The 25,524-nt window shown below is 39.7% G+C and carries 20 protein-coding genes; 7 read left to right on the top strand and 13 right to left on the bottom strand.

What is annotated here, in order from left to right; genetic code table 11:
* Positions 1-26: 26 nt before the first annotated feature.
* Both C1A06_RS10355 and C1A06_RS10350 read right to left on the bottom strand, forming a co-directional pair.
* Positions 27-1,358: a family 43 glycosylhydrolase gene (locus tag C1A06_RS10355; protein ID WP_101690193.1), complete on the bottom strand. Its 1,332-nt coding sequence runs from the start codon at positions 1,356-1,358 to the stop codon at positions 27-29.
* Positions 1,348-2,799, bottom strand: coding sequence for a family 43 glycosylhydrolase (locus C1A06_RS10350; protein ID WP_101690313.1), 1,452 nt, complete (start codon positions 2,797-2,799; stop codon positions 1,348-1,350). Before C1A06_RS10350 ends, C1A06_RS10355 begins: the two co-directional genes overlap by 11 nt.
* A 15-nt stretch (positions 2,800-2,814) precedes the next feature.
* Here C1A06_RS10350 and C1A06_RS15350 point away from each other — a divergent pair, with 15 nt between their 5' ends.
* Positions 2,815-3,156 carry a hypothetical protein gene (locus tag C1A06_RS15350; RefSeq protein WP_159461405.1) on the top strand — a complete coding sequence of 114 codons (342 nt, stop codon included), beginning with the start codon at positions 2,815-2,817 and terminating at the stop codon, positions 3,154-3,156.
* Between the two features lie 421 nt (positions 3,157-3,577).
* Here C1A06_RS15350 and C1A06_RS10340 read toward each other — a convergent pair whose 3' ends face one another.
* The 5 genes from C1A06_RS10340 to C1A06_RS15005 form a co-directional block, all read right to left on the bottom strand.
* On the bottom strand, positions 3,578-4,738 hold the full coding sequence (locus C1A06_RS10340; RefSeq protein WP_101690191.1) for an alpha/beta hydrolase-fold protein: 1,161 nt from the start codon (positions 4,736-4,738) through the stop codon (positions 3,578-3,580).
* Positions 4,739-4,921: 183 nt separating this feature from the next.
* The gene (locus C1A06_RS10335; RefSeq protein ID WP_101690190.1) at positions 4,922-6,586 is read right to left on the bottom strand and encodes a RagB/SusD family nutrient uptake outer membrane protein; all 1,665 of its coding nucleotides are present in this window, start codon (positions 6,584-6,586) and stop codon (positions 4,922-4,924) included.
* A 41-nt stretch (positions 6,587-6,627) separates the two neighbouring features.
* On the bottom strand, positions 6,628-9,777 hold the full coding sequence (locus tag C1A06_RS10330) for a SusC/RagA family TonB-linked outer membrane protein (protein WP_101690189.1): 3,150 nt from the start codon (positions 9,775-9,777) through the stop codon (positions 6,628-6,630).
* A gap of 638 nt (positions 9,778-10,415) precedes the next feature.
* Positions 10,416-12,566 (bottom strand): bifunctional endo-1,4-beta-xylanase/feruloyl esterase, encoded by a 2,151-nt coding sequence (xyn10D/fae1, locus tag C1A06_RS10325; protein ID WP_101690188.1) that lies wholly within the window; start codon positions 12,564-12,566, stop codon positions 10,416-10,418.
* A gap of 130 nt (positions 12,567-12,696) precedes the next feature.
* The gene (locus C1A06_RS15005) at positions 12,697-12,900 is read right to left on the bottom strand and encodes a hypothetical protein (protein WP_145996382.1); all 204 of its coding nucleotides are present in this window, start codon (positions 12,898-12,900) and stop codon (positions 12,697-12,699) included.
* A gap of 718 nt (positions 12,901-13,618) precedes the next feature.
* On the opposite strand from C1A06_RS15005, the gene C1A06_RS10320 reads away from it, so the two are divergent.
* The 4 genes from C1A06_RS10320 (at position 13,619) to C1A06_RS10305 (ending at position 17,527) form a co-directional block, all read left to right on the top strand.
* Positions 13,619-14,596, top strand: coding sequence for an alpha/beta hydrolase (locus C1A06_RS10320; protein WP_101690187.1), 978 nt, complete (start codon positions 13,619-13,621; stop codon positions 14,594-14,596).
* A 12-nt stretch (positions 14,597-14,608) separates the two neighbouring features.
* Positions 14,609-16,510 (top strand): sialate O-acetylesterase, encoded by a 1,902-nt coding sequence (locus C1A06_RS10315; RefSeq protein WP_101690186.1) that lies wholly within the window; start codon positions 14,609-14,611, stop codon positions 16,508-16,510.
* 99 nt (positions 16,511-16,609) lie between these two features.
* Entirely contained in the window at positions 16,610-17,122 is a 513-nt protein-coding gene (locus C1A06_RS10310) for a hypothetical protein (RefSeq protein ID WP_101690185.1), read from the top strand.
* An 18-nt stretch (positions 17,123-17,140) separates the two neighbouring features.
* Positions 17,141-17,527, top strand: coding sequence for a hypothetical protein (locus tag C1A06_RS10305; RefSeq protein WP_101690184.1), 387 nt, complete (start codon positions 17,141-17,143; stop codon positions 17,525-17,527).
* Between the two features lie 112 nt (positions 17,528-17,639).
* Here the strand turns inward: C1A06_RS10305 and C1A06_RS10300 are convergent, their stop codons facing one another.
* The 3 genes from C1A06_RS10300 to C1A06_RS10290 all read right to left on the bottom strand — a co-directional run bounded on the left by C1A06_RS10300 (position 17,640) and on the right by C1A06_RS10290 (position 19,440).
* On the bottom strand, positions 17,640-18,200 hold the full coding sequence (locus C1A06_RS10300; RefSeq protein ID WP_145996381.1) for a hypothetical protein: 561 nt from the start codon (positions 18,198-18,200) through the stop codon (positions 17,640-17,642).
* 181 nt (positions 18,201-18,381) lie between these two features.
* Positions 18,382-18,903 (bottom strand): hypothetical protein, encoded by a 522-nt coding sequence (locus C1A06_RS10295; protein ID WP_101690182.1) that lies wholly within the window; start codon positions 18,901-18,903, stop codon positions 18,382-18,384.
* 132 nt (positions 18,904-19,035) lie between these two features.
* Complete coding sequence (locus tag C1A06_RS10290; protein WP_101690181.1) at positions 19,036-19,440, bottom strand: hypothetical protein; 405 nt, start codon at positions 19,438-19,440, stop codon at positions 19,036-19,038.
* Between the two features lie 168 nt (positions 19,441-19,608).
* Here C1A06_RS10290 and C1A06_RS10285 point away from each other — a divergent pair, with 168 nt between their 5' ends.
* Together C1A06_RS10285 and C1A06_RS10280 are read left to right on the top strand one after the other, a co-directional pair.
* Entirely contained in the window at positions 19,609-20,130 is a 522-nt protein-coding gene (locus C1A06_RS10285) for a hypothetical protein (protein ID WP_145996380.1), read from the top strand.
* 85 nt (positions 20,131-20,215) lie between these two features.
* Positions 20,216-20,614 carry a hypothetical protein gene (locus tag C1A06_RS10280; protein ID WP_101690179.1) on the top strand — a complete coding sequence of 133 codons (399 nt, stop codon included), beginning with the start codon at positions 20,216-20,218 and terminating at the stop codon, positions 20,612-20,614.
* 294 nt (positions 20,615-20,908) lie between these two features.
* Here C1A06_RS10280 and C1A06_RS10275 read toward each other — a convergent pair whose 3' ends face one another.
* Genes C1A06_RS10275 through C1A06_RS10265 form a run of 3 tightly spaced genes read right to left on the bottom strand, consistent with a single transcriptional unit; the run spans position 20,909 to position 25,511 of the window.
* The gene (locus tag C1A06_RS10275) at positions 20,909-21,700 is read right to left on the bottom strand and encodes a DUF5040 domain-containing protein (protein ID WP_101690178.1); all 792 of its coding nucleotides are present in this window, start codon (positions 21,698-21,700) and stop codon (positions 20,909-20,911) included.
* Positions 21,701-21,708: 8 nt separating this feature from the next.
* Positions 21,709-23,175 (bottom strand): glycoside hydrolase family 125 protein, encoded by a 1,467-nt coding sequence (locus C1A06_RS10270; RefSeq protein ID WP_101690177.1) that lies wholly within the window; start codon positions 23,173-23,175, stop codon positions 21,709-21,711.
* Between the two features lie 11 nt (positions 23,176-23,186).
* Positions 23,187-25,511, bottom strand: a complete 2,325-nt coding sequence (locus tag C1A06_RS10265) for a GH92 family glycosyl hydrolase (RefSeq protein ID WP_101690176.1) — start codon at positions 25,509-25,511, stop codon at positions 23,187-23,189.
* Between the last annotated feature and the right edge of the window lie 13 nt (positions 25,512-25,524).

Below are 25,524 nucleotides of genomic sequence, written 5' to 3'. Positions count from 1 at the left end.
TTGTCAACTCGTTAAAATGAATACTCCTATTGAAACTTAATCCAGTCTATTGCCACCTCTCCGCGACCAGCTAACGAGACTGATAGGTTGTGTACTCCTTGCGGAAGATTTTTTACTGGAACAGTAACCAGTCCGGCTTTTTCAGCGGCAATTTCAGCCACTGTTTCACCATCCACTTTCACTTGCAGTGTTCCTTTTCCTTCTACTATCTGTGCTGAAACCGAAGTCAGTCCAGTTCCGAAATCGACATCATCGTAACGGACATAAGCACCCTTTTCGTTCAGTATAGTCTTCCAACCAGCAAAGTAATCGGTCGTATCGTTGTAGGCAATAGCGGCACCCGTCTTGCTCAGCTCCGAGTAGCGGTCAAGTTGAATTTCACTGGTCGCCGTTGTAATACCGACGCCACGTAATGTCGGTGTGACTTTGCGTATAGTCCCATCATCATTGAAATGAATTTTATCTATACGAGCAGAGCGATTCTTGTCGAAGTGCGGCGAGTAATCATTATGGTGGTAGAACAGATACCATTCTCCCTTATACTCTACAATGGAATGGTGATTTGTCCAGCACTCTGTAGGTGATTGATCCATAATTAGACCTTTGTACTCGAAAGGACCAAGAGGATTGTCACCCATAGCATATGAGAGGTTTTGAGTCTCCCCTTCTACAGGCACCCAAGGGTAGGTGAAGTAATATTTTCCGTTACGCTTGAATACGAAAGGACCTTCCTTCATTGACCCTTGCGGCAGGTCTTCTATAGCGACAGGCTCTGAATCAAGCTGAAGCATATTCGACTTGAGTCGGGCCCCATGCATTCCGCGACCCGACCAGTACAGATAAGCCTGCCCATCATCATCAATAAGCGTACAAGGATCAATACCATAAACACCCTTTATCGGCTCGGCCATCGGCACAAATCCCCCATCAGGGCGATCGGATATAGCTACTCCTATCATCATTCCGAACCTTCGGGTTATTGAGTCGGGCTTTACTATGGCTGGAAAGTATAAATAATACATACCATCGCGGTAAGTGCAGTCGGGCGCCCACATAGAGTAGGTATCGGCATTCACCCACGGCACTTGTTCTTGCGAAAGGATAACACCATGATCGGTCCAGTCCGTCAGATTTTCGGATGAAAATACATGATAATCCTCCATGCAAAACCAATCTTTGCGGAGATTGGGTTTATCGGCAGGTGCCGGAATATCATGCGAGGGATAGACATACATCTTTCCGTTAAAAACTCTCGCCGTAGGGTCGGCGGTGAATTGTCCTTTGATAAAAGGATTTTGTGCAGATACTGCTACAGAGAGCAGCATTGCAGAGGCTAATGATAAATATTTAGCGATCATGAAAGTTCCATTTAGAGTTATCACTGTTCATATCGAATTCGGCGAGTGTCGGGGTACTGTCTCCTGCGGAAACCAATACCAGTTTTTTGTCGGTACCAGGCACTTTCTTGGGCATGATCCGATAGGTTCCATCCGTCAACTGATCAATTCTCCACAGCTGTTCGGGTGCTCCAGTAAACTCGGGAACAGTCACCACTTCAGCATCCGCCGTGGCAGCCAGTGCACGTTTAGTTCCTTCTATCACAATCTTATAATAAGGTGCTCCGAGATATCCACCTGCATCAGGCACAGCAGTAATCGTCCATTTCTGATGAGGACGGAACATATAGTCGCCGATACGTACGTTAATATCTCCTTTCGGCCATGTATCTATAACATCCTCCAGCGTCTGCGATTTCAAAGGTTCGACAGGCTTGTCGTTTTTCTCCCAAAAGCGTATAGCGTTATGCTGCATTCGGATAAAGTCGACCGAAAGTTCAAGGGCATAGCCTCTGCGTTCGGACTCGATCAGGTACGTACCCTCTTTAAATTCTTCTCCCGCTACAGGCCAGCCATTCTTCCATAAGAGCGGGCGTATAGCAAGCACACTACGGCCACTACGCTCGAAATCGGCCTCATAATGGAAGGACATCTTCTCCACTCCATCTTCCTCGATGAAACGTCCGAAATGCCCGGGTCCAGTCTTACGGTTACCTGCAGCAATGACCATCTTGCCACCGCCCTCCAACATGTCTCTTCCGACATTGTCGATGTATGGGCCTGTCACATTGCGTGAACGACCTACTACGATATTATAAGTGGAGTTAGGTCCGTCACAGCAAGTACCATGTGTACCCAATAGGTAATACCAGCCGTCGCGATATGTCAGAGTAGTAGCTTCGCAGTCTATAGCAACGTTGATCTCCTTGTTACCTTCCACGCGCTTACCAGTTTTGGGGTCAAGCTCCACAATACGGATAAAGCCGAAATACGTACCGTAGGATAGCCACAAACGTCCATCCGTAGGGTCGAGTAACAGCCCGGCATCAATCGCATCGCAGTCTTCATCATCAAGAGAGTGCGCCACTTCGATGGGTTCGCTGTAGGCGAAATCGGGGGAATTGGGATCCAGAGTTTTGTTCCACATAGTCAGCACCTTGCCCGCGTGTCCGCCACCCAGACCGCCGCCTGTAGCACTATAGGCTATGAGGTAACGATCTCCTATTTTCAGAACATCGGGAGCAGCACCTCCTCCAGGACGCACAGCACCGCCGCTCCACGTCCAACCATCTGTTGAAATCAGTCCGCCGCTACCCGTACCGAAGGTATAGTATTTGCCGTCGCATTCGGCTATGGTAGAGGGATCGTGGATATAAGGTTCACCGGTCTGTGCGGATACTTTGCAGGATATACCTGAGCAGATTAGGGCAGTTAGGCCCAGCAATATAGCTTTTGTTTTCATAGTCATTGATGCGTGATGATTGTAATGTTCTTGACTGGTGTTCCGTCTTCTCGAAGGAAGCGAACACAAAAATCGCTCATGCCAGGTCCGTTGATAATGGCTCCTCGCAGAATGTTCCTACCTTTCTTCAGGGTAATCCGTCTTGACATTCCATCGTCCACTACCATTCGGCGGTCACCGGAAAGTAGCAGTACTTGCTCGCCATTGAGCCACCATGCAGATGCAGAGTTGGAACCAGCAGATAATCGGACATCACTGATGTCTTCTGGACAGTCGATAACCGTAACTGCCCAAAATAGTATGCCATATACGGGCTTCTTCAGTGCGGCAGCAAACCGGTATAGTTTCACATTATAGAGTTTGCTATCCAATGCGTGCCATCGTAACTGCTGTTTGCCTACTTTCACTTTGTCGCCATGCTTAGGTAGAACTGTGAATTGGTCGCGGAAGTATAATGTATCGAAAGCTTGGCGTAGATAACTGTCTGTGAAGACAGTATTCGTATGGTTTGGTTTTTCGATAGGTTCCAGTAACAGCCAACGCCTAATAAAACCCTTATCGTCAGGAACAGCTGGATCCGATGATACCTCGGCAAAATAATCGGCAAGAAACGTCGGTGTTTGTATTTTATACGCCTGCCTCGGCCTCCCCTGTGGAGGAAGCGAATTCGGTGAGGAATTCTGTTGTGCCACCGCGGGCATGCAAAGTATCAGGGCTAGACATGCCGCCAGCACTTTTTTTCGGTTGAATATATCCATATCTATACTTTTAATATATTTTATTTCTTCGTGTTAAACAGCAGCGGCACAAACTCCTTAAGACAGCGTCGCCAAGTAAGGAACTCGTGGGCTGTACCGGGACTTTCGTAGTAGATATTGTTTATGCCAGCAGCTTTCAATCCATCGCTTAGTGCCTTGGTACGTTCTGGATTCTCCATCTCCCCTATACCAAGGAAAAAGGCATGTACCTGGTTGTTGAAAGCATCGCGATCTTTGAATACGCCTCCGTAAGTAGTGTCGATATTCTTCAGGTCAATGCTCCCCGCTCCGCTGAATCCGCCTATCCAGGCAAACTTATCGAGGTTGTTCAATGTGGTATTGAACGTCAGCAGCCCGCCCCACGAAAGCCCTGCCATAGCACGGTTCTCGCGATCAGTCAATGTGCGGAAATTGCTTTCAATATGAGGAATAATCTCCTTTACTAAGATGTCAGGGAATTGTCCGCCAAAGCGTTTCATTGCGTCCTGACGTGTTTCGCCCGGCTTGAATACTAACGATTCGATATTACCATTATCCATGACTACTATCATCGGTTTCGCCTTTCCTTCGGCAATGAGGTTATCCATGATGAAATTCATCTTACCTTGGTTAGCCCAGCTAGTCTCATTCTCTCCCATTCCATGTTGCAGGTAGAGTACCGGATATTTCTTTGAGGGATTCTTGTCATACTCTGCCGGAGTGTAGACAATACACCTACGCCATTCCTTACGTATATCCGACCAATACTGGCTCTGGCTCACCAGACCGTGGGGAACGTCCTTGACACTATAGTAATCCACACCCTTTTCAGGAATTTCCACGCCACTCACCCAGCGACCCATTCCGAAGAACGGCTTACCATTCGGATCAGCAGTACTCACACCATCAACGATGATCTGGTAATAGTGGAAACCCACCACTTCGGGTTCTTTGGATACTAACGTCCAATAGCCATCGGCCTCTTTGGTCATTTCGCCACGGAAACTGATCTCCACCTTCTGAGCATTGGGAGCATGTACGCGAAAATGTACACGGTTATCTTTGCCTATGCGTGGCCATTCCGCACCATTGATGTTGTGCTCATTGCGAACAGTACCTTCGGGGAAATCTTGCCCCTGCGCGTTCAGTACCATCGGCAATGCCAACAGAAAAAAAAATACAAGTTTCAAAACTCTTTTCATTATTCTGATTATTAGATTTAACGTATTGGTTTCTAAATCGGAATATCCGCCACCCTTTCAGCGAAAGTTTGTTTGAAAGCCTTTCCTGACGCGGTGCGGATATTCACTCCTTTCACAATTAACCTATTGAAATCAATTTACACTGTCCGACTTCATATTAAGGTTGATTTTCTGCTCCTATGTTTATTCACCACTAGGGTTTTGTTTCAAGTTAGGATTGATAGATGTTGCAGCAAATGGGTATGCGAAATACTCATGTTTACCTTTTATGAAACCTGTCCTACTCTTATTTGGATTTGCTGTTTCTACATACAGACGGTGTTTAGGTTCACCTTTAGAGAAGAAAGCATCCTTAGTAGTAGGAATATCCTTACCATTGTTTACAATGCCATCTGTATCACCCCAACGTACCATATCTGGGAAGCGAACTCCCTCAAGCCACATTTCGTAGCTCTTCTCATTTTTCACTTCCTGTAGTGTAAGTGTACTTGAAATATGAGCAGAACCTGCACGTTGCTGAATTTCTTGAAGATACTGCAAACCATCAGCATCGTTGGTATGTGCACATGCTTCAGCATACATCAAAAGAACTTCAGCATAACGGAAGATAGTGAGATTCTTGAATCCATACCAGCCCTTCTCATTATCTTCGGGCCAAGCAACGAATTTGTTTGCAAAATAACCTCCAAAGCCATAAAGACCTGTTGGATCTTTAATACCAATCTTATCAGATTTTTCAAGTTCTTCGCGAGACAGGTCTTTGACACCATTCCATTCCATTTCATAGAGGAATTCGTCACCTGTTAGGAATGTTGCTTTACGACGTGGTGAATCACCATCGTTTGCCAACATACGTTCTGCAAAATCAGCACGGATAGAGTGACCACCCCAACCATCAGGACCGATAAATGATGGCTTAGAAGCCAATTTATCTGTACGCCAGTTCCAGAACTGAATCCACATCCAAGACGTGCGTTGAATTTTATTATCCCAGTCACCAACAGCTGCATTCTCAAGAGAGTTGGCTTGGAAAATCATCTCTTCGCAAAGGTCACCTGATGCATGGAACAAATTCGCCCAACGTTCAGTAGGAACAAGTTCGTACTTTTTCGAAGAAATAACCTGTTTCAAGTTAGTCTTCGCTCCCTCATAGTCACCCATGAATAGGCGAGCCTTACCTGCTACTGTAAGAGCGAATCCCTTTGTTACTTTTGAGGCACCAACCTTGTCTGATGGACTTGTACGTTCATCAAGGTATTGAACAGCCTCCTCTGCTTCTTTAGCACACCATTCCAACAATCCTTTATGTCCACCTTCTACTGCGTTGTTAGCCGGTTTTTCACTTGGACTAAGAATATGGTCAACCAATGGCGGACAGTCCCAACCAATAGCAAGCATCATATGTGACCAGGCACGTAGAGCCCGAGCTTCGGCACAAACACGATTCTTGATAGGTGTATCGGGGGTTATGTTGTCCAGTATAAGGTTGCAATCGTATATCACACCATAAAGTCCCCAGTATGCATTTTTTATCACCTCATTTTGTGAGTCATAACGGAACTCGTTAATCTGTGCTGCAAAGTCATTGTCACCATACATATTACCTGCTGCCAACATATCATCGCCAGCCTCGTTGAAGAGGAGCGGAAGGGCTACATAGATACCTTCATTGCCTGCTATATTCAAACAGAATGACTGGTAAAGATTGTTGGCTGCATTCTGTGCATCATCATCAGTCTTATAAAAACTATCAAACGATATCACACCCTTCTGGTCAATGTCGAGACGATCTTCGCAAGCACTGAAAAGGAATGCAATACTTAAAAGGGAAAATATTATTTTTTTCATAATGAATAACTTTTTTAGTTTTTCAAGGATAACTTTTTTTATTAAAACGCAATACTTGCACCAAATGTACACTTCTTCATTGTCGGATATGTACCAATATCATATCCACCTCCACCATTATTGGAAGTCGTTGCAGTCTCCGGATCCATACCAGGATAACTAGAGAAAGTAAAGAAGTCATCCAAAGAAACGAAGAAGCGAAGTTCTTTAACAGCCATTTTCTTAGTAAATGTTTTAGGTAATGTGTAACCTAGCTGAATCTGTTTGATCTTGAAATAAGAGCCATTGAACATTGAAGCACTTGAGCTCCAGAAGAAACGGTCTTGAGCTACACTAGCAACAGACGGCATCGAAGCATTCTTGTTGGTTTCGCTCCAAGCATTGTCCATGTAATACTTCAAAGAGTTACGCATTGGGCTATCAGGACGATAAAGAACATTGAAAATCTTATTACCTGCTACACCAGTACCAAAGATTGTTAAATCTATGCCTTTGTATTCCAAATTAATAGTCAAACCATAAGTAAGTGTAGGAATAGAACTACCTATATCGGTCATGTCCTGATCGGTCAACTCTGAAGAAGAAACAATGTTACCTTCGTGGTTGCGGAACAGAGGTGAACCGGTCTCTTTGTCTACACCTGCATAGTCATATGCACGGAAATACCAGATAGAGTGTCCTTCTTCGAATGAACTACGTACCATATTGTTTGTACCATCTACACCACCTTGATTGCTGTCAATACGAGTGATGTCGTCATACAGATAAGTAACCTTATTCTTCAAAGTAGATAAATTACCATGAATACTGTACTTAAGATCACCAATATTATCTTTCCATGAAGCTTCTACTTCAAATCCTCTGTTGTTGATTTTACCGGCATTGACTATAGTCGAATTCGTATAAACCTCAGGAACCGGGTTGATGGATATGAGAAGATCCTTCGTGTCCTTATTATAATAGTCAAGGCTAATTCCCAGGCGATTATTCAAGAAACGCATGTCCATACCGAAGTCTAACTGTTCTGATGTTTCCCATTTCAGATTTGGATTAGCCAATCCAGAAGGGTAAGAACCATAATGCAAAGCAGGGTTATCACCATACTGATACCAAGCAGAGTTGTAACTGATTGGCGAAACATATGGGTAATTACCAAGTACGTTGACGTTACCGTTGCGTCCCCAAGAAGCACGGAATTTCAAGAATGAAAGAGCATCGGTGCTGATGTTGTCCTTGATAAATTTCTCATTGCTGATGTTCCAACCCACGGCAACTGAAGGGAACTTACCCCAACGTTTGTCAGCAGGAAGTTTGGAAGTATCAAATGCGTCGGCACGGTAGTTAAACTGCAAATTGTAACGGTTGTCATAAGCATATAGAAAACGGCCAAAGTAAGAAAGGCTTCTCACATCAGAAGGCAAGTTGTTGATATTTTTTGTTGTAGTTTCGGCTGAGTTTACAAAATCAAGAAATTTGAAGTTGTCAGCATCACCGGTAAGAATCTTATTGCCGCCTGTACCTGTAGCCGAAGCCGATACATTATCCGAAGCATAATCAGTATATGACATACCGGCCATAGCACCAATATTATGCTTTTCGAAGAATGTTCTGTTGAAGTTTACAAAGTTTTCCCACTGATAGTATCGGCTATTGTTAGCCGCAGCTGAAATAGAATAATCTGTAGCTTTAGCCTGACCATTCATATAATATGGTTCAGCATAGTCGTGGCTATTATGTTGTCCAATACGGTAAGAAAGACGTGATGTCATCACAATACCATCAATAGGAGTAAGGTCTAGGAAAGCTGTTCCGCGAACTGTAATTCCGGAATTCTTCACATGGCGACGATCGCGCTGAAGCAAAGGGTTACCATTGTCATCCATCTGGAACTTTGAAGTAGCATAGTACTTGCCATTCGGAGCGACAAGAATAGTTGAAGGATTCACGGCATATTGTTCCTGCATACTTGTAGTGAAATCATCAACACTGTCCCAATATACCGGAGTCAGAGGATCCAGCAAAAGAGCAGGTGTCAGCATAGAACCATAAGCACTTTGATGCGTAATGTCTCGGGTAGCCCATTTCTCAATAGAAGTGTTCGTTCCTACTTTAATCCAGTCATAAAGTTTATAATCAGCATTGAGTTGACCAGTAAGACGGGTATAAGTATCTTTCTTACCACGTACAATACCATCATTGTTAATATAGTTTACAGATGTGAAGAAATGACCTTTGTCATTACCATCCTGAAATGTAATAGAGTGCTGAGTCGCCCAGCTACTACCAAATACTTCGTTTACCCAATCTGTCTCTTGAGGATTGTCGTAATCAACACCATAGCTTTGGGTAAGAGTCTTCATATCATAACCGGACAATTCTTTATATTTGATCCAGTCTTTTGCACCAAATAACTCAGGTGTCTTGCCTAGGCTCTGGTTGATAGCCTTGAAAGAGTATATTATTTTAGGACGGCCATTAGCACCATTACCTGTTTTTGTGGTAATGAGGACAACACCATTACCAGCCTGAGCACCATAGATTGCTGCTGAAGCTGCATCTTTCAAAACCTCTATAGATTCAATCATCGAAGGGTCAAGGTACTGAATGTTGTCAACCTTTAAACCATCGACAATCAATAGGGGACCAAGGTTTTCTGAATTTGAAGAATAACCACGAACACGAATTGAAGCACCCGAGCCAGGAGCTCCAGATGTATTCAAAATCTGAATACCGGCAGCTTTACCTTGAAGGGCAGCAGCGGCATCAACTGTTGTAAGGTTCTTAATATCATCTCCATTGACTGAGGCAATAGCACCTGTTAGGTCGCTCTTCTTTTGAATACCATAACCTACTACCACCACTTCGTCGAGAATTTCCGTCTTTTCTTCCATACGGATGTCGATAGTATTGCGACCATCGACCTTAATAGTCTGAGAATTGTAACCCACATAAGACACTGTAAGAGTTGCATTGCCACTCTGTAGGTTAATTGAGTAATTACCATCAAGATCGGTAATAGTACCATTGTTGGTTCCATTTTCCTTAATAGCCACACCAATTATCGGCTCGGAATCATTAGCTGAAACAATTTTACCTTTAACTTGAAATTGTGCCGATGCTGATATACATGTAAAAAGCATTAGCATAAGCAAGAAAGGAATCTTCTGAGATTTCTTATTTACTTTTTTCATTTTTTGATATTAGATTTAAGAATTAATAAAAATTAATTATGACCCACATAACAAATGTAACGGCGAAGGACAATGGCATAGTTTAAAAAATAAACATTTGTTTTCCACTATTAGACATAACGAATAATATATCTAAAATTAAAAATGCGTATCTAAAATTATAAAACGACTGCATTTTACTCTATGATAATGCTAGCCCATGCCATCACACGCAACGCCTCAGTCAACAAATTCCGCCGGACTGAGATGTTCGTAAACGTAATAAAGAGAATAGGATATGAGGAATTATCTGATTTGAAACAATAGATTTCCGAATAACTGTCTTAGGTAAAAGATGAAGCATATTCTGTATAATCTTATAAGCATGAATGTCATCTATCATACCTAACCAATAATTATTTTCTATCAGTCTGCAAGTACTACATTCTCTTCAGAATGGGTACTAATAGCAGCCTTTTCCTGATTCAGTTTTCATTAATATTCAGAAAGATTTCTATGAAAACGGGAAAATAAAAAAAGACTCCTCAGCATTAAGTAACGTATACCATGCTGAGGAGTCATATAATTCCGATCAATGAGTTTTAGCGTCTCAGAATTTTATCTTCAAAATAATTAATTTCATGCTGTTAGCAGATAACCTATTTGAATAATTGTTGTGCCATATGATATAAACTTCTGCGCCAGGTCAGAAACTCATGAGCCGTGTCGGGAGAAACGTAAGATGTTGCTTTAAAACCGGCAGCCTTTAGCTTCTCAACAGCCTTAGTCACACCATCTGGATTCTCCTTACTACCGCAACTGATAAAAATAGATGCCACTTGATTCTTATCCTTGATATCACTCGGTGCATAAGTACCACCGCTCAGTAGTCCGTAGTAGTTGAATACCTCCGGACGACGCAAAGTAATCAGTTTCGTCTCAAATCCACCCATCGAAAGTCCCGCCATAGCACGATACTTCTTATCGGCCATTGTACGGAAATTACTATCTATATAAGGTATCAGTTCGTCCACCAATACCGTTTCAAATTCTTCGGCCGTAAATTCGTTCAGAGTTCCGAACTTTATTTCATTCGTCATACCATATGTCATCACGATGATGAACGGCTCAATTTTGCCTTCGGCAATAAGGTTGTCCATAATCAGATTCGCATGCCCCTGATTAGACCATGCTGTCTCATCCTCTCCCCATCCGTGTTGCAGGTAAAGAACCGGATATTTTTTCTGATCCTTACCATAAGTAGGTGGTGTATAAACAAATGCACGACGATGAGTATTTGTACTCTTGGAATAGAAATAAACCTGCTGAACATTTCCGTGAGGCACTTGTTTCATAGCATAGAAATCCTCATCATGAGCCGGAATCTCAATACCACTTTCCCATCGACATGAACCATAATAATTCTTTGCACCCGGATCGTTAAACACTCCTCCGTCAATAGTTAGATGGTAATAATGGAATCCCTCATCCATAGGACCATCAGTGGTACCTACCCATACACCTTCCTTGTCCTTGCGAAGAACCGTACCACCACTACCGCCCAGCCCAAGACTGACGATAACCGACTTGGCATCAGGAGCAACTACACGAAAACGGGCGTATCCCTGCGAATTGACCATAGGATACTCTTGTCCGGGTTGATTGAGCGTAGAAGGACGAAAATCCTCTTTTATCACAGCATTATCGCGAGTCGGATCAAAATCTTTGATAAGAGTATAAACAGGTTTTGGCTTATAATTCTCATCGTAAGGAAGCGGATAGTTGCGAACACCAAGCCAAGAATCGCGATCAGACAAATTCCAGAAGGTAACATTCTTCACTACATCCTTATGCTTGCGAAGAACACGGAACAGGCGTGAGTACTGATCTTCCTGAAGCGTTTTCACCACCGGACTGATGTCACCACCATCACGGCTAAAGTTGAGCTGACCGCCCATCTCCTCGTTAGCACGGATATCAAGTTCGGTGATATGGATATGCTTTACTATAGTAGAGTATTTTGTTAAGGCAGCATCTACATCTTCCATGCTTGGACCATAGACGTTGTAGTGCCCTTGCATACCAATACCGTCAATAGGCACTCCTTCTTCCTTCATGGACTTCACCATGTTGTAGATACGGTCGCGTTTACCCGGATCGGCCGCATTATAGTCATTGTAAAAAAGCAGCACGTCCGGATCGGCTTCACGGGCATAGATGAAAGCTTTCTTGATGAACTCATCACCGGCTATCTTGTAGAGTGGCGAATTGCGGTACGGACCTGAGTGCTGATCCATACCTGGCCACCCTCCTTGGCGAACACCATCGGAAATGGCTTCGTTCACTACATCCCACGCATAGATCACGTCTTTATAACGCTTCACAATAGCCGTGATGTGCTGTTTCATGTTTTCAAACAATTTTTCTTTCGATACAAGGTTTCCCTTTTCGTCCTGATACATCCATTTTCCTATCTGGGAGTGCCACATAAGACAATGACCTCGAAGCTTGATGCCGTTACTGCGGCAGAAATCCGCAATTTTATCGGCATTCTCCCAATTGAACTCTCCACGAGTAGGCTGAATGAGTTCCGGCTTCATGTCATTTTCCGCCGTAATGCTGTTGAAGTCTTTTTTGATGATAGCAATCTGTTCAGGAGTTGAGATATTACGCATGTTGACAGCCACACCAACAGAGAAGTAATCCTTGTAGGCATCCTTCAATCCCCCTCCGTCGTTTTGTGCAGACCCGGTATTGGCACCCATGGCAAATGCCAATGCACAAAGAGTAAACTTGAATAATTTTTTCATCGTATAATTATTTAATATTTAAAAGGTTCGGAAATTTTAGTAAACTTGACACTTTCGTAGAGATTATCAGTTTAGAACTGTATATCCATCATTAATATTGGAAGTACACTAACGGCATTTATTATTCAGGCTACCGATAAAAGACAGAAGGGAAGGTTTCACTGACGAAATGTTCCATACTCATATTTATCTTTCCATTAGGTGATACAAGTAAGCCTAGCTGTCCCCAAGTACCCAGACTCGATATGGTAACTACCACGACGGATGCGAGCGTTGCCTTTGTTTTACAGTTTTTGTTATAGTATTTGATCTGTAGCAAAGATATGATTCCCATAATTTTACCTATTTCACTTTTAGATATTTTCTTTCAAATTATAGATATATACAGCATCTCAAGTATAAGTATGATGGACTGCTCTATTGCTAGAAAATCAATTCAGTATATATTTGATCCAGCACGTAAATCATTATTTTATTAAGAAAAACTATTGATGAACAAAATGTAAAACTCCTCTATATAGGTGACGTGCTTATTTGTAAAATAAGAATAAGGATCAAAGCCGAAATTTCTCACGGAAGTAAATTATCAAATTGACAGATTAACATTCGCTATACCTCCCGCATAGTAAGGATATCTGATCGCGTGAAGATGGCATCTACTATTGGATATAATGCGGACATCCACTATCAGTTACTTTCAAATAGCATATAGGGAAGTTGCCCATCAACCTCATCATCTGAGAGATAGAACACCCTTTCAGAACGAAGAAAATACGTATTTTATCTAAAAGCATAAATCAATTATCTATTTATGAAAACGAATGGCAATACTATGGTATATCTTCGATGTAGAATATTATTAACGATCTAATTTTATGAAGACAAAATTCCTAACCGCTGTCGCGGCAGCTATTTCCGTCTTCCTCTTTATGATGGTCAGCTTGCAAACGAGATAGTACCCCTAGAGCCCTAATCTTTCAAGGTATATATCCACATCTGACTAGGCAGTATAAAGACACAATTTTAAAAAGTAACTTAAGTATGCTAACATTATGAAAAAACATTTACTAAGTTTTATCGCTGCAATCTGCTGTACGGCGACCTTGCCGCTAAGTGCACAAAATATGTTTGCCAACATGCCAACTCAAATCCCAGAAACGCTTCCAACTGAAAAGTCTGCTCAAATTGTTGAGCAGGTAGCACAATCAGAGACATCGGTCTTCTATATGAAAGACATCGCGTATGAGAAGCGCAACGATATCGAACTGACGCTGCAACTCTTGATACCAAATACGGGTGATAAGGATCCCAAGCCTTGTATGGTCTATATTCCCGGATCTGCATGGTTCAAGCAAAACGTCTATATGGGCATTCCCAACATGATGGAGTTTGCCAAACGCGGCTTCGTGGTTGCCATCATGGAATACCGCCATTCGGGTATCGCTCCCTTCCCTGCACAGGTGATTGACACAAAAAACGCGATCCGCTTCCTACGAAAGAATGCTGACCGTTTTAGCGTTGATTCCAACAATATGTTCGTATGGGGTGATTCATCAGGTGGGCACACCTCATTGTTTGCAGGAATCACATCCAACAATCCGGAGCTGGATGATCCTGACTTTCCGGATATACCATGTACTGTCAATGCAATCGTAGCTTATTATCCACCTACTGATTTATCGGTATTGAAAGATGCCCCTCACGCAATAAGTAAGGGCGAGGCAAGTAGTCCGGAAGGGCATTTAATTGGCAACAGAGACATTTCGGAGAACATGGATCTAGCACGTAAAGCAAGCCCCAACTACTATGTGAAGAAAGAGATACCCATACCACCCGTGCTGCTTGCAGCAGGCATGAAAGACAGAGTGGTACCTTTCGTGCAGACCGATCTGATGGCGCACTCCCTCGCAGAAAACGGGAAAATTTTCGAGTATTATGCCCTCAAGGATGCCGACCACGGCTCATGGCAGTTCTGGACACCACTGATGTTCGACAAGGTAGAAGCTTTTGTCCGCAAGTATATAAAATAATATCAAATTAGTATGAAAAGAAACTATTTGCTGTTTCTTGTCGCCCTATGGTTGTGCAGCAGCGTAATGAATGCACAAGACAAGAATTTCCATATCTACCTTTGCCTTGGGCAATCGAATATGGAAGGAAATGCTCGTATTGAGCCACAAGATAAGGAGGATGTAAATGCACGTTTCCAAATGATGGCAGCCGTAGACTGTCCGGATTTGCAAAGGGAGAAAGGACAGTGGTATACAGCTATTCCTCCATTAGCTCGCTGTAATACCGGCTTGACACCTGCCGATTATTTTGGCCGCACCCTCGCGGCAAACCTACCGGAAGATGTTCGCATAGGGGTAGTCATGGTAGCTGTGGGTGGCTGCAAAATCGAACTATTCGACAAGAAAAACTGCAAATCGTATATAAAGGATGCTCCCGAATGGATGCGTTCTCCCATCGAAGCCTACGGTGGCAATCCGTACGAACGTCTGATTGAGTTGGCAAAGCTGGCTCAGAAGGATGGAGTTATCAAGGGAATCCTACTGCATCAAGGCGAATCGAACAATGGCGAGGAAGCATGGCCTATGAAGGTAAAGTCAGTCTATGACAATATACTGAAAGACCTCAAGCTGAAACCTAATTCCATTCCATTGCTTGCAGGCGAAGTGGTTCATGCCGACCAGGGAGGCATATGTGCAGCTCATAATGCATTAATAAATAAATTGCCTGCAGTAATTCCTACAGCCCATGTCATATCTTCGCAAGGCTGTCCTCAGGCGTTTGACAATCTGCACTTCAATGCTATGGGGTACCGCATGCTTGGTGAGCGATATGCACAGACTATGCTACGACTACTGGATTATCCTACAGATAAAGCCGTTTCTGTTGTAGCTATCCCCGCCACGACAAACGTGCCTAACGCATCCTTCCCCGCTATTCTTCAGGACAAACGGGTAAAGTTCCGTATCATTGCTCCTGAAGCCAAACAGGTTCAAGTAGATTTGGGCAAGAAGTACGACATGCAACGCAGTGCTGAAGGCGTATGGACTTGCACCACCGAACCGCTAGGTCCCGGCTTCCACTATTACTCGATCTTGATTGATGGTGTAGCGGTGGCCGATCCGGCCAGTGAGACCTTCTATGGTATGGGAAGAATGGCTTCAGGCATTGAGATTCCTTTCGACGGAGACGAATTCTATCAGGTGAAAGACGTGCCGCACGGTGCGATTCGCTCACAACGTTACTACTCGGATTTGACAAAGTCTTGGCGACACATGTTTATCTATACGCCACCGAGCTATGATAAGGACAATACAAAAAAATATCCAGTGCTCTACATCCAGCATGGAGGCGGAGAAGATGAACGTGGATGGGCGCAACAAGGACATACGGACATCATTCTAGACAACTTGATAGCCGAAGGAAAAGCACGTGAGATGATTGTTGTTATGTCCAACGGCAATGTCGGAGGCATGAATTTCGGCCGTCCATTGGGTAAAGATGCTTTCAGTATGGAGTTGTTACAAAACATCATTCCTTTCGTCGAAAAGAATTACCGCGCATTGACCGACCCTGCTAATAGAGCTCTTGCAGGATTGTCAATGGGAGGTATTCAGACGCTGAATACCGGGCTGCCCAATACGGACAAGTTCGCTTGGCTAGGCGTATTCTCTTCTGGTTGGTTCGCACAATCCAATAACTCGGCGATGTATGATTATCTAGCGGAAAACAAGGATCTCATCAACCAGAATCTGAAGTCACTATTCCTCACAATGGGCGACAAGGAAGATATAGCCTATGATAACTGCCAAAAGATGAAAATGGAATTTGACAGAATTGGCATCAAATACAGCTATTACGACTATCCTGGCGGACACACCTGGCCGGTATGGAGGGAGAATCTATACCGATTCAGTCAAATACTGTTCAAATAATAAAAGAGAAAGGTCGTCAGTAGGACGACCTTTTTTTATATGATATTTAAATAAGTTACACGAAATAAAAGAGTATATTTAAACATTAAATCCAGTAGTATGAAATTAGAAAAGAACAAATTTTACTCATTTAAGATTAAAGATCGGAAACAGGAAGAATTTGGATTTCTCATTGAGGAAGACGAAGAATGGTATCTCATTCGTCACTTATTTACAGACTACATGATTGATGGATATATGCTCATAAACAAAAGCTATGTAAGTAAAGTAAATAGAGATGACAAAGCTATTTTTACAGAGAATGTACTCATAGCCAATAAGAAAACATCATATTCATTAGATATGAATATTCCTCTCACAACAGAAATGTTATTTAAATACATATTCGAAAAACAAATTGTAATCCAAATAGACAACAAAGACGAGAATAAATGCTGGATAGGCAAGATATTAGATTCAACAAATAAATCAATATTTCTAACGCCAATATCACCCGTCGGAGAATGGGATACAGCATATTATACTTTCAGAAAAAAGAATATTAGGCTGATTAGCTTTGACAGTGATTACATCAATTCGCTCCTCAAATACAACGAATCCATAGAAAATTAACTTTTATAGGATAAAACAATGATTAGATCACAATTCATATTGGATATTTTGGACTTATTGCTTGATGTAGAAGAAGATGCATTATTTATAAAAAATCAAATCAAATATCTTTCAGATAATTCAGACTATGAATACACATCTGGAGCTGGATGTTTTATCACATTCTCACAGACCGATACTGAGAAAATAATCAAATACAAGTTGGATAAGAATATTGTTTTTGATAAGGTTAAAATAGAGAGTGAAGATATCGAAGCAGAAGCAATTCTTCATCTCAAAGATGGAATAATTGATAATCTGGAGATCTGGGCTCATACCGGCAATTATCCAAACAAAGAACTTACATCATATACTTTATCCCAAGAATGGGAGGATTCAAACAAAAGAGTTATAAAAAAAATATAAATGAAACATTATTAATTATTTACAAGTAGTGTCTATTAATAACTATCAGATTGAATAGTGACTACTTCACTTATAATAATTTATACTCTTATCTGGGGAATGTCAGTAATTTTCATTTAGTTTGAACTTTCCAACCTATCTCTTTTGCGATTCTGACAAAAGCTCCTTTTACACCATCATGTATTGTTTTTTCAGCTGATGGACTCATCATGTAAGAATTTCCTTTGTAAGTGTTATGCATAGTTGCATACAACAGCTTACCATCCTGATCATACAATTGCATCTCAACCTCAGTATCGTAATTCGATACAATAGGTACAAAAAAAGCAGTATATGTGGTATGTATAAATCGCAAATCAGTAATTAGCAGTGCATCTAAATTATTTTGTCTGCATATTTCTGATATTATATCGTTGTTTATTTGACTATCTTCAGTATACTTAATTTTCATGGGTATATCTAACGAATAGATATTAGCGTATTTGCTTATTGTAGAATCAAAGGCTAATGAGGTTTCTGGATAAATCATAGACAAAGTGTCGATATTACCGAGTGTAAAATATCCTATTCTTTGCACTGATGGCCGTGTATTTGTACTATAAATAGTTTTTGTTCCAACAGCAGCACAACTAATAAATAATAAGATAGAGATAAGAATAATGAAATTTCTCATAAGCATTAAAGTCTATTTACAGCCTAAAGTAATAAATAATTTTCTTATAATAATCAATCTCTTTTTGAATCTACAAAGAGTCTCCTTACTGACTGCCTTTTATTTTTCAAAGAATCCTCTACAACTGTTTTCAAACCAATTTTAAAGGGTATAAATAAACTATATCAGCTAAAAGAAATAACTATTGATGGAAACCTATCTTTTTAGACTCATTCATATTTCTCCACATCTCCATAGATTCATCAAACTCTTCCTCATCATCTGCTGGTGGAAATTCGAATTGAATAGATGTTTTATATGCAGATGTTAATTGTAAAATCAAGTCTTCTACTTTTTTCGCCTTTGTATAATTATCAATTAATTGATTATTTCTAAATATTTTTTCTTCTACTGATATTCCAAATATTATTTTTCTGTCATAAGTAAATTTTAAAATAATATGATCTACATCTTTTAAATAATCTCCAATATAAAAGACGAAACCACTATCCTGATTATTTACTCCGTATTCAATGACTTCCGACAAAGTATTGATTGAAATAAGAACTTCTTTCGTTCCATATTTTTCATTATTCATTACATATATCTCTTGATCTTCTCTATTTTCAATCATTTCTCGTTCCGCGAAAAAGTCAAGAAATCTTTCAATTGTTTCTTTATCTCGTTTTTGTGAGATTCCGTAGATGTCGTAATAAGGAGGCATAAATTATTTACTTTGGCTTTTATAAAAATCAAGATAATAAAAAAATCGCCAAAATGACGATCTTTTCTATTTTCCTGCGAATTCTCTACTATTGTCTTAAAACCATTTTGTTGGAAATTTGAATAAATTCGATCAAATGAAATCAATTTTCAGGACTTCTGATTCATTGTATTCTTCAAGAATATAGTCTTGATAATCTACACTACTGGGTTCGTATATATCAAATATGTAAACAAATCCCTTTTCGGTATCTCCTTGGTCATGACTTTTGTTGATAATGCCATTTTTTAAAAGAAAATAAGTCTGCAACATTTCATTTTGCCTTATTTCCATAACAACCCTATCTTCTGAAACTATATTTGGTATTTCACGCTTATTCCACTTTGGAAAAACAATCTCTTTTTTCAGTCTGCTATCAATATATACTTTTGCTCCATTAAGACACAACACATCCTCTGTTTTTGATGAATCAAAACACATATGCAAAATATCATCGGAATCCCAATGGTAAAATAAATTATTAAATCTAAATTCCATAGTTCACTATATGAAGACAAATAGCAAATATAACAAAAAAAGGTCGCCAATTTGACGACCTTTTCTTTTCAAGTGATCCCTCTGCGACTGTTCTCAAACCAATTTATAGAAGATTTGAATAAATTATATCAGTTAAAAGTGTATATTTAGGGAGTGAACCTAACTATTATGAAACAACATATATTCCTCATACTTATTTTTAGTTTATATCCTATTTTAAACATTTATTCTCAAGAGATGCATCCAAAATGGAGCAGATACTTTGAGAAACATAAAGCTTTTCAGGAGTATTACGATAAAAAGCTTAAAGATGAAGGGTGTCGAATAGATACTATTTATAAGACTGACTCAATTATCATATCATACTTTTCTTTAGAGACGGAAAAACTTCTCAAAAAACAGCTTATTTTTATAGAAAATGATTGTGGAAAATTCGAATTTATAGATTTTTACAATAAAAAAGGACTACTTGTATATAGAATACAATATCAATATGCTTGTCCTCGGAAGGAAGAACATTTCATCATTCCTTACTACGAAAGATATGAATATGACAGAAAAGGACGTTTAAAAATTCATGTCTTTCAAGTATCAACTCCTATGACAATCAAAAATATTTATGGCTATAAAAAAGGAAAGCAATATATAAAAGAGCATGCTATAATTCCTGAAACTGATTTTTGGGAGTAAAGATAACTTGTATTTGTTAAAAAAGTATATTTAAATCTATAATGAAGTTGAAGAAATTATTTACTTTACAAACGGTTTTATTAAAATGGGCAAAAAGAAAAAGCGACATACAAATAAACCTAAATCTCTAATGGACTATGTAGGATATGCGCTATGTGCAACTGTTATTCTGTATATAATAGGGAAGGGCGGATATGAAACTTATATCAATTCTTTATTAAGAAGAGAGGGTACATGCACTGAAGCAATTGTTTACGACAGGTATAGGCTCGGTAAGAAAGGTGATGTCGTATCCAAATATAAATTTCTTTATAACGGAGCATTATATGAAGGAAAATCCAACAACGATAGAAAAACAGAAGGAAAGACTTGGTTAAATGATAAATTAATCGTAGGTGATACAATTATTATTGTTTTTTTAGAGGATTCCCCTGAAGTAAATAGAAGTAATACTTTGATAGAGAAAGATTGCGAATGTCAATAGGTCACAAATAATTATTCAAACTATTTTTGAGTCAAAACAAGAAATAAATTTCACAAACAAAAAAGGTCGTCAAATTGACGACCTTTTCTTTTCAAGTGATCCCGCTGGGGCTCGAGCTATTTCTTTGAAGTCTTATATATACAAGAATATCAAAGCTCCTTCCTCCAAACTCCACCTATTTCACCTTAATTCTAATTCGGCGTTTTGCTGGCGATTTTATGGAATAAATGTAGTGATTTTTTTATTTTCCACCAATTTTCACCATGGAGTCAGATAAAAAGTTAAACCGAAGTTTCATTTAATACTTATCTTTTTAACTGTATGTGCAAATATTGCAGCCATACGCTGTTGTATGTGTTTGTCAACACCTCGTTCAGGATGCCAGCCATATACTATCCCGTTAATATTTTGTGTGTCTGATGAATACAACAAGCTGGTTTGGTTTCCTGATTTTGGATGTTTGGTCTTCCGAGAAAAGCCAATATTCTTATCAAACTCTATTAAGGGGAAACCCCATTTTTCTGCTAGTTTTCGTACCGATGTATTGTAAGTGGTTCTCGCATCATGCCAGTCAGTACAAAGAATAATAGAAACAGGTTTTCCAAATTTAGATTTGTAGTATTTTGATTCCGGATTATCCCTCAATTCATAGCACTCACTTATATATTTCTTTATCACATAATCATACGCTGCCGCATAATCAGTTCTATCAAAAGGTATTTTATAATCAGAATAGTTATTACACAGATTTGATTCATCAGCCACATCTTTATTATGTACATGCATGATTACAAAAACATCTATATCTTCAAGCTCTTTAGAGATATATAAGGAACCATTAGCCATCCGATTGGCTGCATCAGCTATAGCTTCACCTCCTATAGCTCTATTTATTGGATTTGCTCCCAGTATTTGACAACCGAGTTCGAACCAACCATTGTCTGAAGAAGCAAATGAAGCTCCGGTTAATAATATATTATACTGTGGCTCTTTATACTGTGGCTCTTTTTGAGAATAGACATAATTATTGATAATAGCGGAAAAGAGTATGGCTATGGCAATAATTTTTTTTATAGAATTATTCATTCCCTTTCCTACTTTATATCATTTAACAATTTAATTTTTCCTTCATTTACGAGTTTGATTATCAATTCTCCAAATAATGTATTTTGCCAAGCAAACCATGCACGTGTGAAATCGTAGTGATTATTTACATTAAAGGATTCGTGCATAAAACCAGTATCAGCATCGGTTTGCATTAGCATTTCGATACACCATTTTATCTCAGCATCATTTTGGCTAGTAAATGCTTTCATCATAATACTCATAGGCCATGCCATATCGTAACCAATATGTGGACCACCTATTCCTTCTCCATCTTTTCCTCTGAAAAAATAAGGATTATCTTCACTCCAAACAAAACGGCGAGTATTTTGATATATAGGATCATTTATGTCAATATCTCCTAAATATGGCATTGCCAAAAGACTAGGGACATTAGCGTCATCCATTAACAAGTGATTCCCAAAGCCATCTACTTCAAAAGCATATATCTGTCCATATTTTGGATGATCATATACAGCATATTCTTTTAATGCTGCTTCGACTTCGTTAGCCAAGTCAGTACACTCTTTGGCTATATCTGTTCTATTATTTACTGTCGTAAGTATTTCTGCCGCTTTTCGAAGGGATGTTACTGCGAAAAAGTTAGATGGTACTAAGAATTGTAAAGTTGTAGCATCGTCCGAAGGACGGAATGAAGATACAATAAGGCCGACAGGTTTGACTGGCGCTCCTTTTCCATCATTATTTAAAGTATCCAATGCGCGCTCCGATTTTCGTTGAAAAGTATAAGGTCCTATTCCTTCTTTACGTTGTTGCTCTCTGAACGTTTTTAGTACATTTCGTATCGCTTGCAGCCATTCCTCTCCGAATATACTTGTATCGTTTGTTGTTTTCCAGTATTGGTGAGCCAAACGTATAGGATAACAATGTGAATCTATTTCCCATTTACGCTCATGTACCCCCGGTTTCATATCTGTGATATCATCAATCCAATGACCTGTTTCGTTTCTATCTGTATAAAATGCATTAGCATACGGATCAAGGTTTATAGAGTTGAACTGACGAAGTATTGTTCCTGCAAGCATTTGTTTCAACTTTGAGTCATCATTTGCAAATTGAACATATGCCCAAACTTGTGCTCCCGAATCGCGCAGCCACATAGCATGGATATCTCCCGTATAAACACTTGTGTCAGGCTTACCATCTTTCGTTTCGAAGCGAACAGTTGTATCCAGTGTATTTGGAAAGCAATTTTCAAACATCCAGGCAAGTTTTGCATTTTTCAGTTGACCTTTGACACGTTTGATCTCTTTCTCTATAGCTTGAGAGACGAAAAGTCGATCCGATACTTTAGGTCTTTGAGATATGTATTTATCTTTGTTTATAACAGTATTATCTGCTTGTAAAGAAAAGTCGATTTGTTTTGAAGCCTTAATAGTATTACCTCCTATAAGTAATAAAAAAGATGCTATACTTATTGTAATATTTTTTTTCATATTTTGTTGTTTTACTTTTTCTTGTTAATTTCCTTCCATAGTTTCGGATTATTTATCTTCAGATCATTAGAGAATGAATAAGGAGCATCAGATTCCATTACCCCTCTCTCTTTATTTGGTATATCTGACATCTCAAAGCTTATATCAACTCCATCAATAAGTTGGTCGTGCGTTACATAGTTTTTAGTGTAAACATTATTGTTTACTTTCATTCTATTTATATACCTGTTATTTTGATTGTTGTTTTCTGAGCTAATCATAATGTTATTACCATTTTCTAGATTCAATGTAATTTTCTTAAACAATGGTGATCCTATAATATACTCTTTGCTCCCCGGAGATACAGTATACATCCCTAAAGCAGAAAACACATACCATGCTGAAGTTTGTCCATTATCTTCATCACCACAGTAACCGTCAGGTGTTGCACTGTATAAACGCTCCATTATTTCTCGTGCCCAAAATTGGGCTTTCCATGGTTCTCCCGAGTAGTTATAAAGATACACCATATGTTGAATTGGCTGATTACCATGTGCATAATTTCCCATATTCATTATTTGCATTTCACGTATTTCGTGAATTATAGATCCATAATAACTCTCATCAAATAGAGGAGGGACACTAAATACAGAGTCCATCATCAGATTAAACTCTCTTTTTCCCCCCATGAGATCAATTAAACCTTGAGGATCATGAAATACAGACCATGTATAATGCCATGAGTTCCCTTCAGTAAAGGCATCACCCCACTTCAAAGGGTTGAAGGGCGATTGAAATTTTCCATCTTCATTTTTACCCCTCATCAATTTATGAGCCGGATCATACAGATTCTTATAGTTCATTGCACGTCTAGCATATATATCGATTTCTTTCCGAGGTTTACCTAGTTTTTTACCCAACTGATAAATACACCAATCATTGTATGCATACTCCAATGTACGTGCAGCATTTTCATGAATACCTACATCGCAAGGTACATACCCCAATTTGTTGTAATAGTCGAATCCTAAACGTCCAGTTGAGGGAACATTAGGATGGACAGAATTAGCACCATGAATTACGGCATGCCATAAAGTTTCAATATCATATCCTTGCAATCCCTTGATGTGAGCATCTGTGACAATCGAAGCTGAGTTATTACCAACCATACTGTGTCTATGTCCTGGACTAGCCCATTCGGGCAAAAAGCCACTTTCTTTGTAAGCATTAACAAGCCCTTCTTGCATTTTCTCATTCATCGAAGGATAGACTAGATTCAAAAAAGGGAAAAGACATCGGAATGTATCCCAGAAACCAGTATCGGTAAACATATAGCCAGGTAAAACTTCTCCACTGTATGGACTGTAATGTACTATATCTCCTTTTGCATTGTACTCATAAAAACTACGAGGGAATAGCACTGAGCGATAGAAACAAGAGTAAAATGTTCTTAGATTATCTATGTTGTCATCTTCTACCTTAATTCTACCCAATACATTGTTCCATTCATCACGACCTTCTTGTGTTACTTGCTCAAATGATTTATTCCCTAATTCTTTCAGATTTAGTTCGGCTTGTTCGATGCTGATAAAAGAAGATGCTATGCGCGCATGTACTTTTTCGCCTCGTTGGGTTGTAAATCCGATAATAGCTCCGGCATGTTTACTACTTTGTTCCAAAACATCGCTCTGTATATTTCCTTCCGAAACAGCAGCTTTATAGGTAAAAAGTTTATCAAATTGTACTACAAAGTAATTCTTGAAGTTATCGGGAACACCTCCTGAGTTTTTGGTTGTATAACCGATAATCTTATTCTCTTCAGGAATAATCTTTACATAAGATTCATCATCGAAGGCATCAACAACGATATACGATTTCTCTCGTTGGGGAAATGTGAAACGAAACATTGCAGCTCTGGATGTAGGTGTCATCTCGGTAACAACATCATGATCGGCAAGATACACTTTGTAATAATACGGTTTTGCAATTTCGGCTTTGTGCGAAAACCAACTGGCACGCTCATCCTCATCGAATATCAATTTCTGTGTTATCGGCATTATCGAAAATTGCCCATAATCATTTATCCATGGACTAGGTTGATGCGTTTGCTTAAATCCTCTGATTTTATCTGCCGTATAATCATAAGTCCAGCCATTCCCCATCTTTCCGGTTTGCGGTGTCCAAAAATTCATTCCCCATGGACGCGCAATAGCCGGATAAGTATTCCCTGTTGATAAAGAATGTTTTGATTGTGTCCCCACCAGAATGTTGACATAATCTATCGGATCTATGTTGTTCTGAGCAGATAGATACAAACTTGATAGCGCTATAACAAATATTAAAATAGTTTTTTTCATTTTATCTGTTAAG

It is taken from the genome of Dysgonomonas massiliensis, assembly GCF_900240225.1.
GTDB lineage: Bacteria > Bacteroidota > Bacteroidia > Bacteroidales > Dysgonomonadaceae > Dysgonomonas > Dysgonomonas massiliensis.
The sequence above is the reverse complement of the archived record's forward strand: the minus strand, read 5'-3'. Positions and strand labels throughout refer to the sequence as shown.

Excerpts from the sequence above, each read along its gene's own strand:
- C1A06_RS15350 (WP_159461405.1), top strand. The coding sequence starts at position 2,815 with ATGATTGTAATGTTCTTGACTGGTGTTCCGTCTTCTCGAAGGAAGCGA.
- C1A06_RS10330 (WP_101690189.1), bottom strand. The coding sequence starts at position 9,777 with ATGAAAAAAGTAAATAAGAAATCTCAGAAGATTCCTTTCTTGCTTATG.
- C1A06_RS10265 (WP_101690176.1), bottom strand. The coding sequence starts at position 25,511 with ATGAAAAAAACTATTTTAATATTTGTTATAGCGCTATCAAGTTTGTAT.
- C1A06_RS10315 (WP_101690186.1), top strand. The coding sequence starts at position 14,609 with ATGAAAAGAAACTATTTGCTGTTTCTTGTCGCCCTATGGTTGTGCAGC.
- C1A06_RS10350 (WP_101690313.1), bottom strand. The coding sequence starts at position 2,799 with ATGAAAACAAAAGCTATATTGCTGGGCCTAACTGCCCTAATCTGCTCA.
- C1A06_RS10270 (WP_101690177.1), bottom strand. The coding sequence starts at position 23,175 with ATGAAAAAAAATATTACAATAAGTATAGCATCTTTTTTATTACTTATA.
- C1A06_RS10290 (WP_101690181.1), bottom strand. The coding sequence starts at position 19,440 with ATGGAATTTAGATTTAATAATTTATTTTACCATTGGGATTCCGATGAT.
- C1A06_RS10320 (WP_101690187.1), top strand. The coding sequence starts at position 13,619 with ATGAAAAAACATTTACTAAGTTTTATCGCTGCAATCTGCTGTACGGCG.
- C1A06_RS10300 (WP_145996381.1), bottom strand. The coding sequence starts at position 18,200 with ATGAGAAATTTCATTATTCTTATCTCTATCTTATTATTTATTAGTTGT.
- C1A06_RS10310 (WP_101690185.1), top strand. The coding sequence starts at position 16,610 with ATGAAATTAGAAAAGAACAAATTTTACTCATTTAAGATTAAAGATCGG.
- C1A06_RS10280 (WP_101690179.1), top strand. The coding sequence starts at position 20,216 with ATGGGCAAAAAGAAAAAGCGACATACAAATAAACCTAAATCTCTAATG.
- xyn10D/fae1 (WP_101690188.1), bottom strand. The coding sequence starts at position 12,566 with ATGAAAAAATTATTCAAGTTTACTCTTTGTGCATTGGCATTTGCCATG.
- C1A06_RS10340 (WP_101690191.1), bottom strand. The coding sequence starts at position 4,738 with ATGAAAAGAGTTTTGAAACTTGTATTTTTTTTTCTGTTGGCATTGCCG.
- C1A06_RS10275 (WP_101690178.1), bottom strand. The coding sequence starts at position 21,700 with ATGAATAATTCTATAAAAAAAATTATTGCCATAGCCATACTCTTTTCC.
- C1A06_RS10295 (WP_101690182.1), bottom strand. The coding sequence starts at position 18,903 with ATGCCTCCTTATTACGACATCTACGGAATCTCACAAAAACGAGATAAA.
- C1A06_RS10335 (WP_101690190.1), bottom strand. The coding sequence starts at position 6,586 with ATGAAAAAAATAATATTTTCCCTTTTAAGTATTGCATTCCTTTTCAGT.
- C1A06_RS15005 (WP_145996382.1), bottom strand. The coding sequence starts at position 12,900 with ATGGGAATCATATCTTTGCTACAGATCAAATACTATAACAAAAACTGT.
- C1A06_RS10285 (WP_145996380.1), top strand. The coding sequence starts at position 19,609 with ATGAAACAACATATATTCCTCATACTTATTTTTAGTTTATATCCTATT.
- C1A06_RS10305 (WP_101690184.1), top strand. The coding sequence starts at position 17,141 with ATGATTAGATCACAATTCATATTGGATATTTTGGACTTATTGCTTGAT.
- C1A06_RS10355 (WP_101690193.1), bottom strand. The coding sequence starts at position 1,358 with ATGATCGCTAAATATTTATCATTAGCCTCTGCAATGCTGCTCTCTGTA.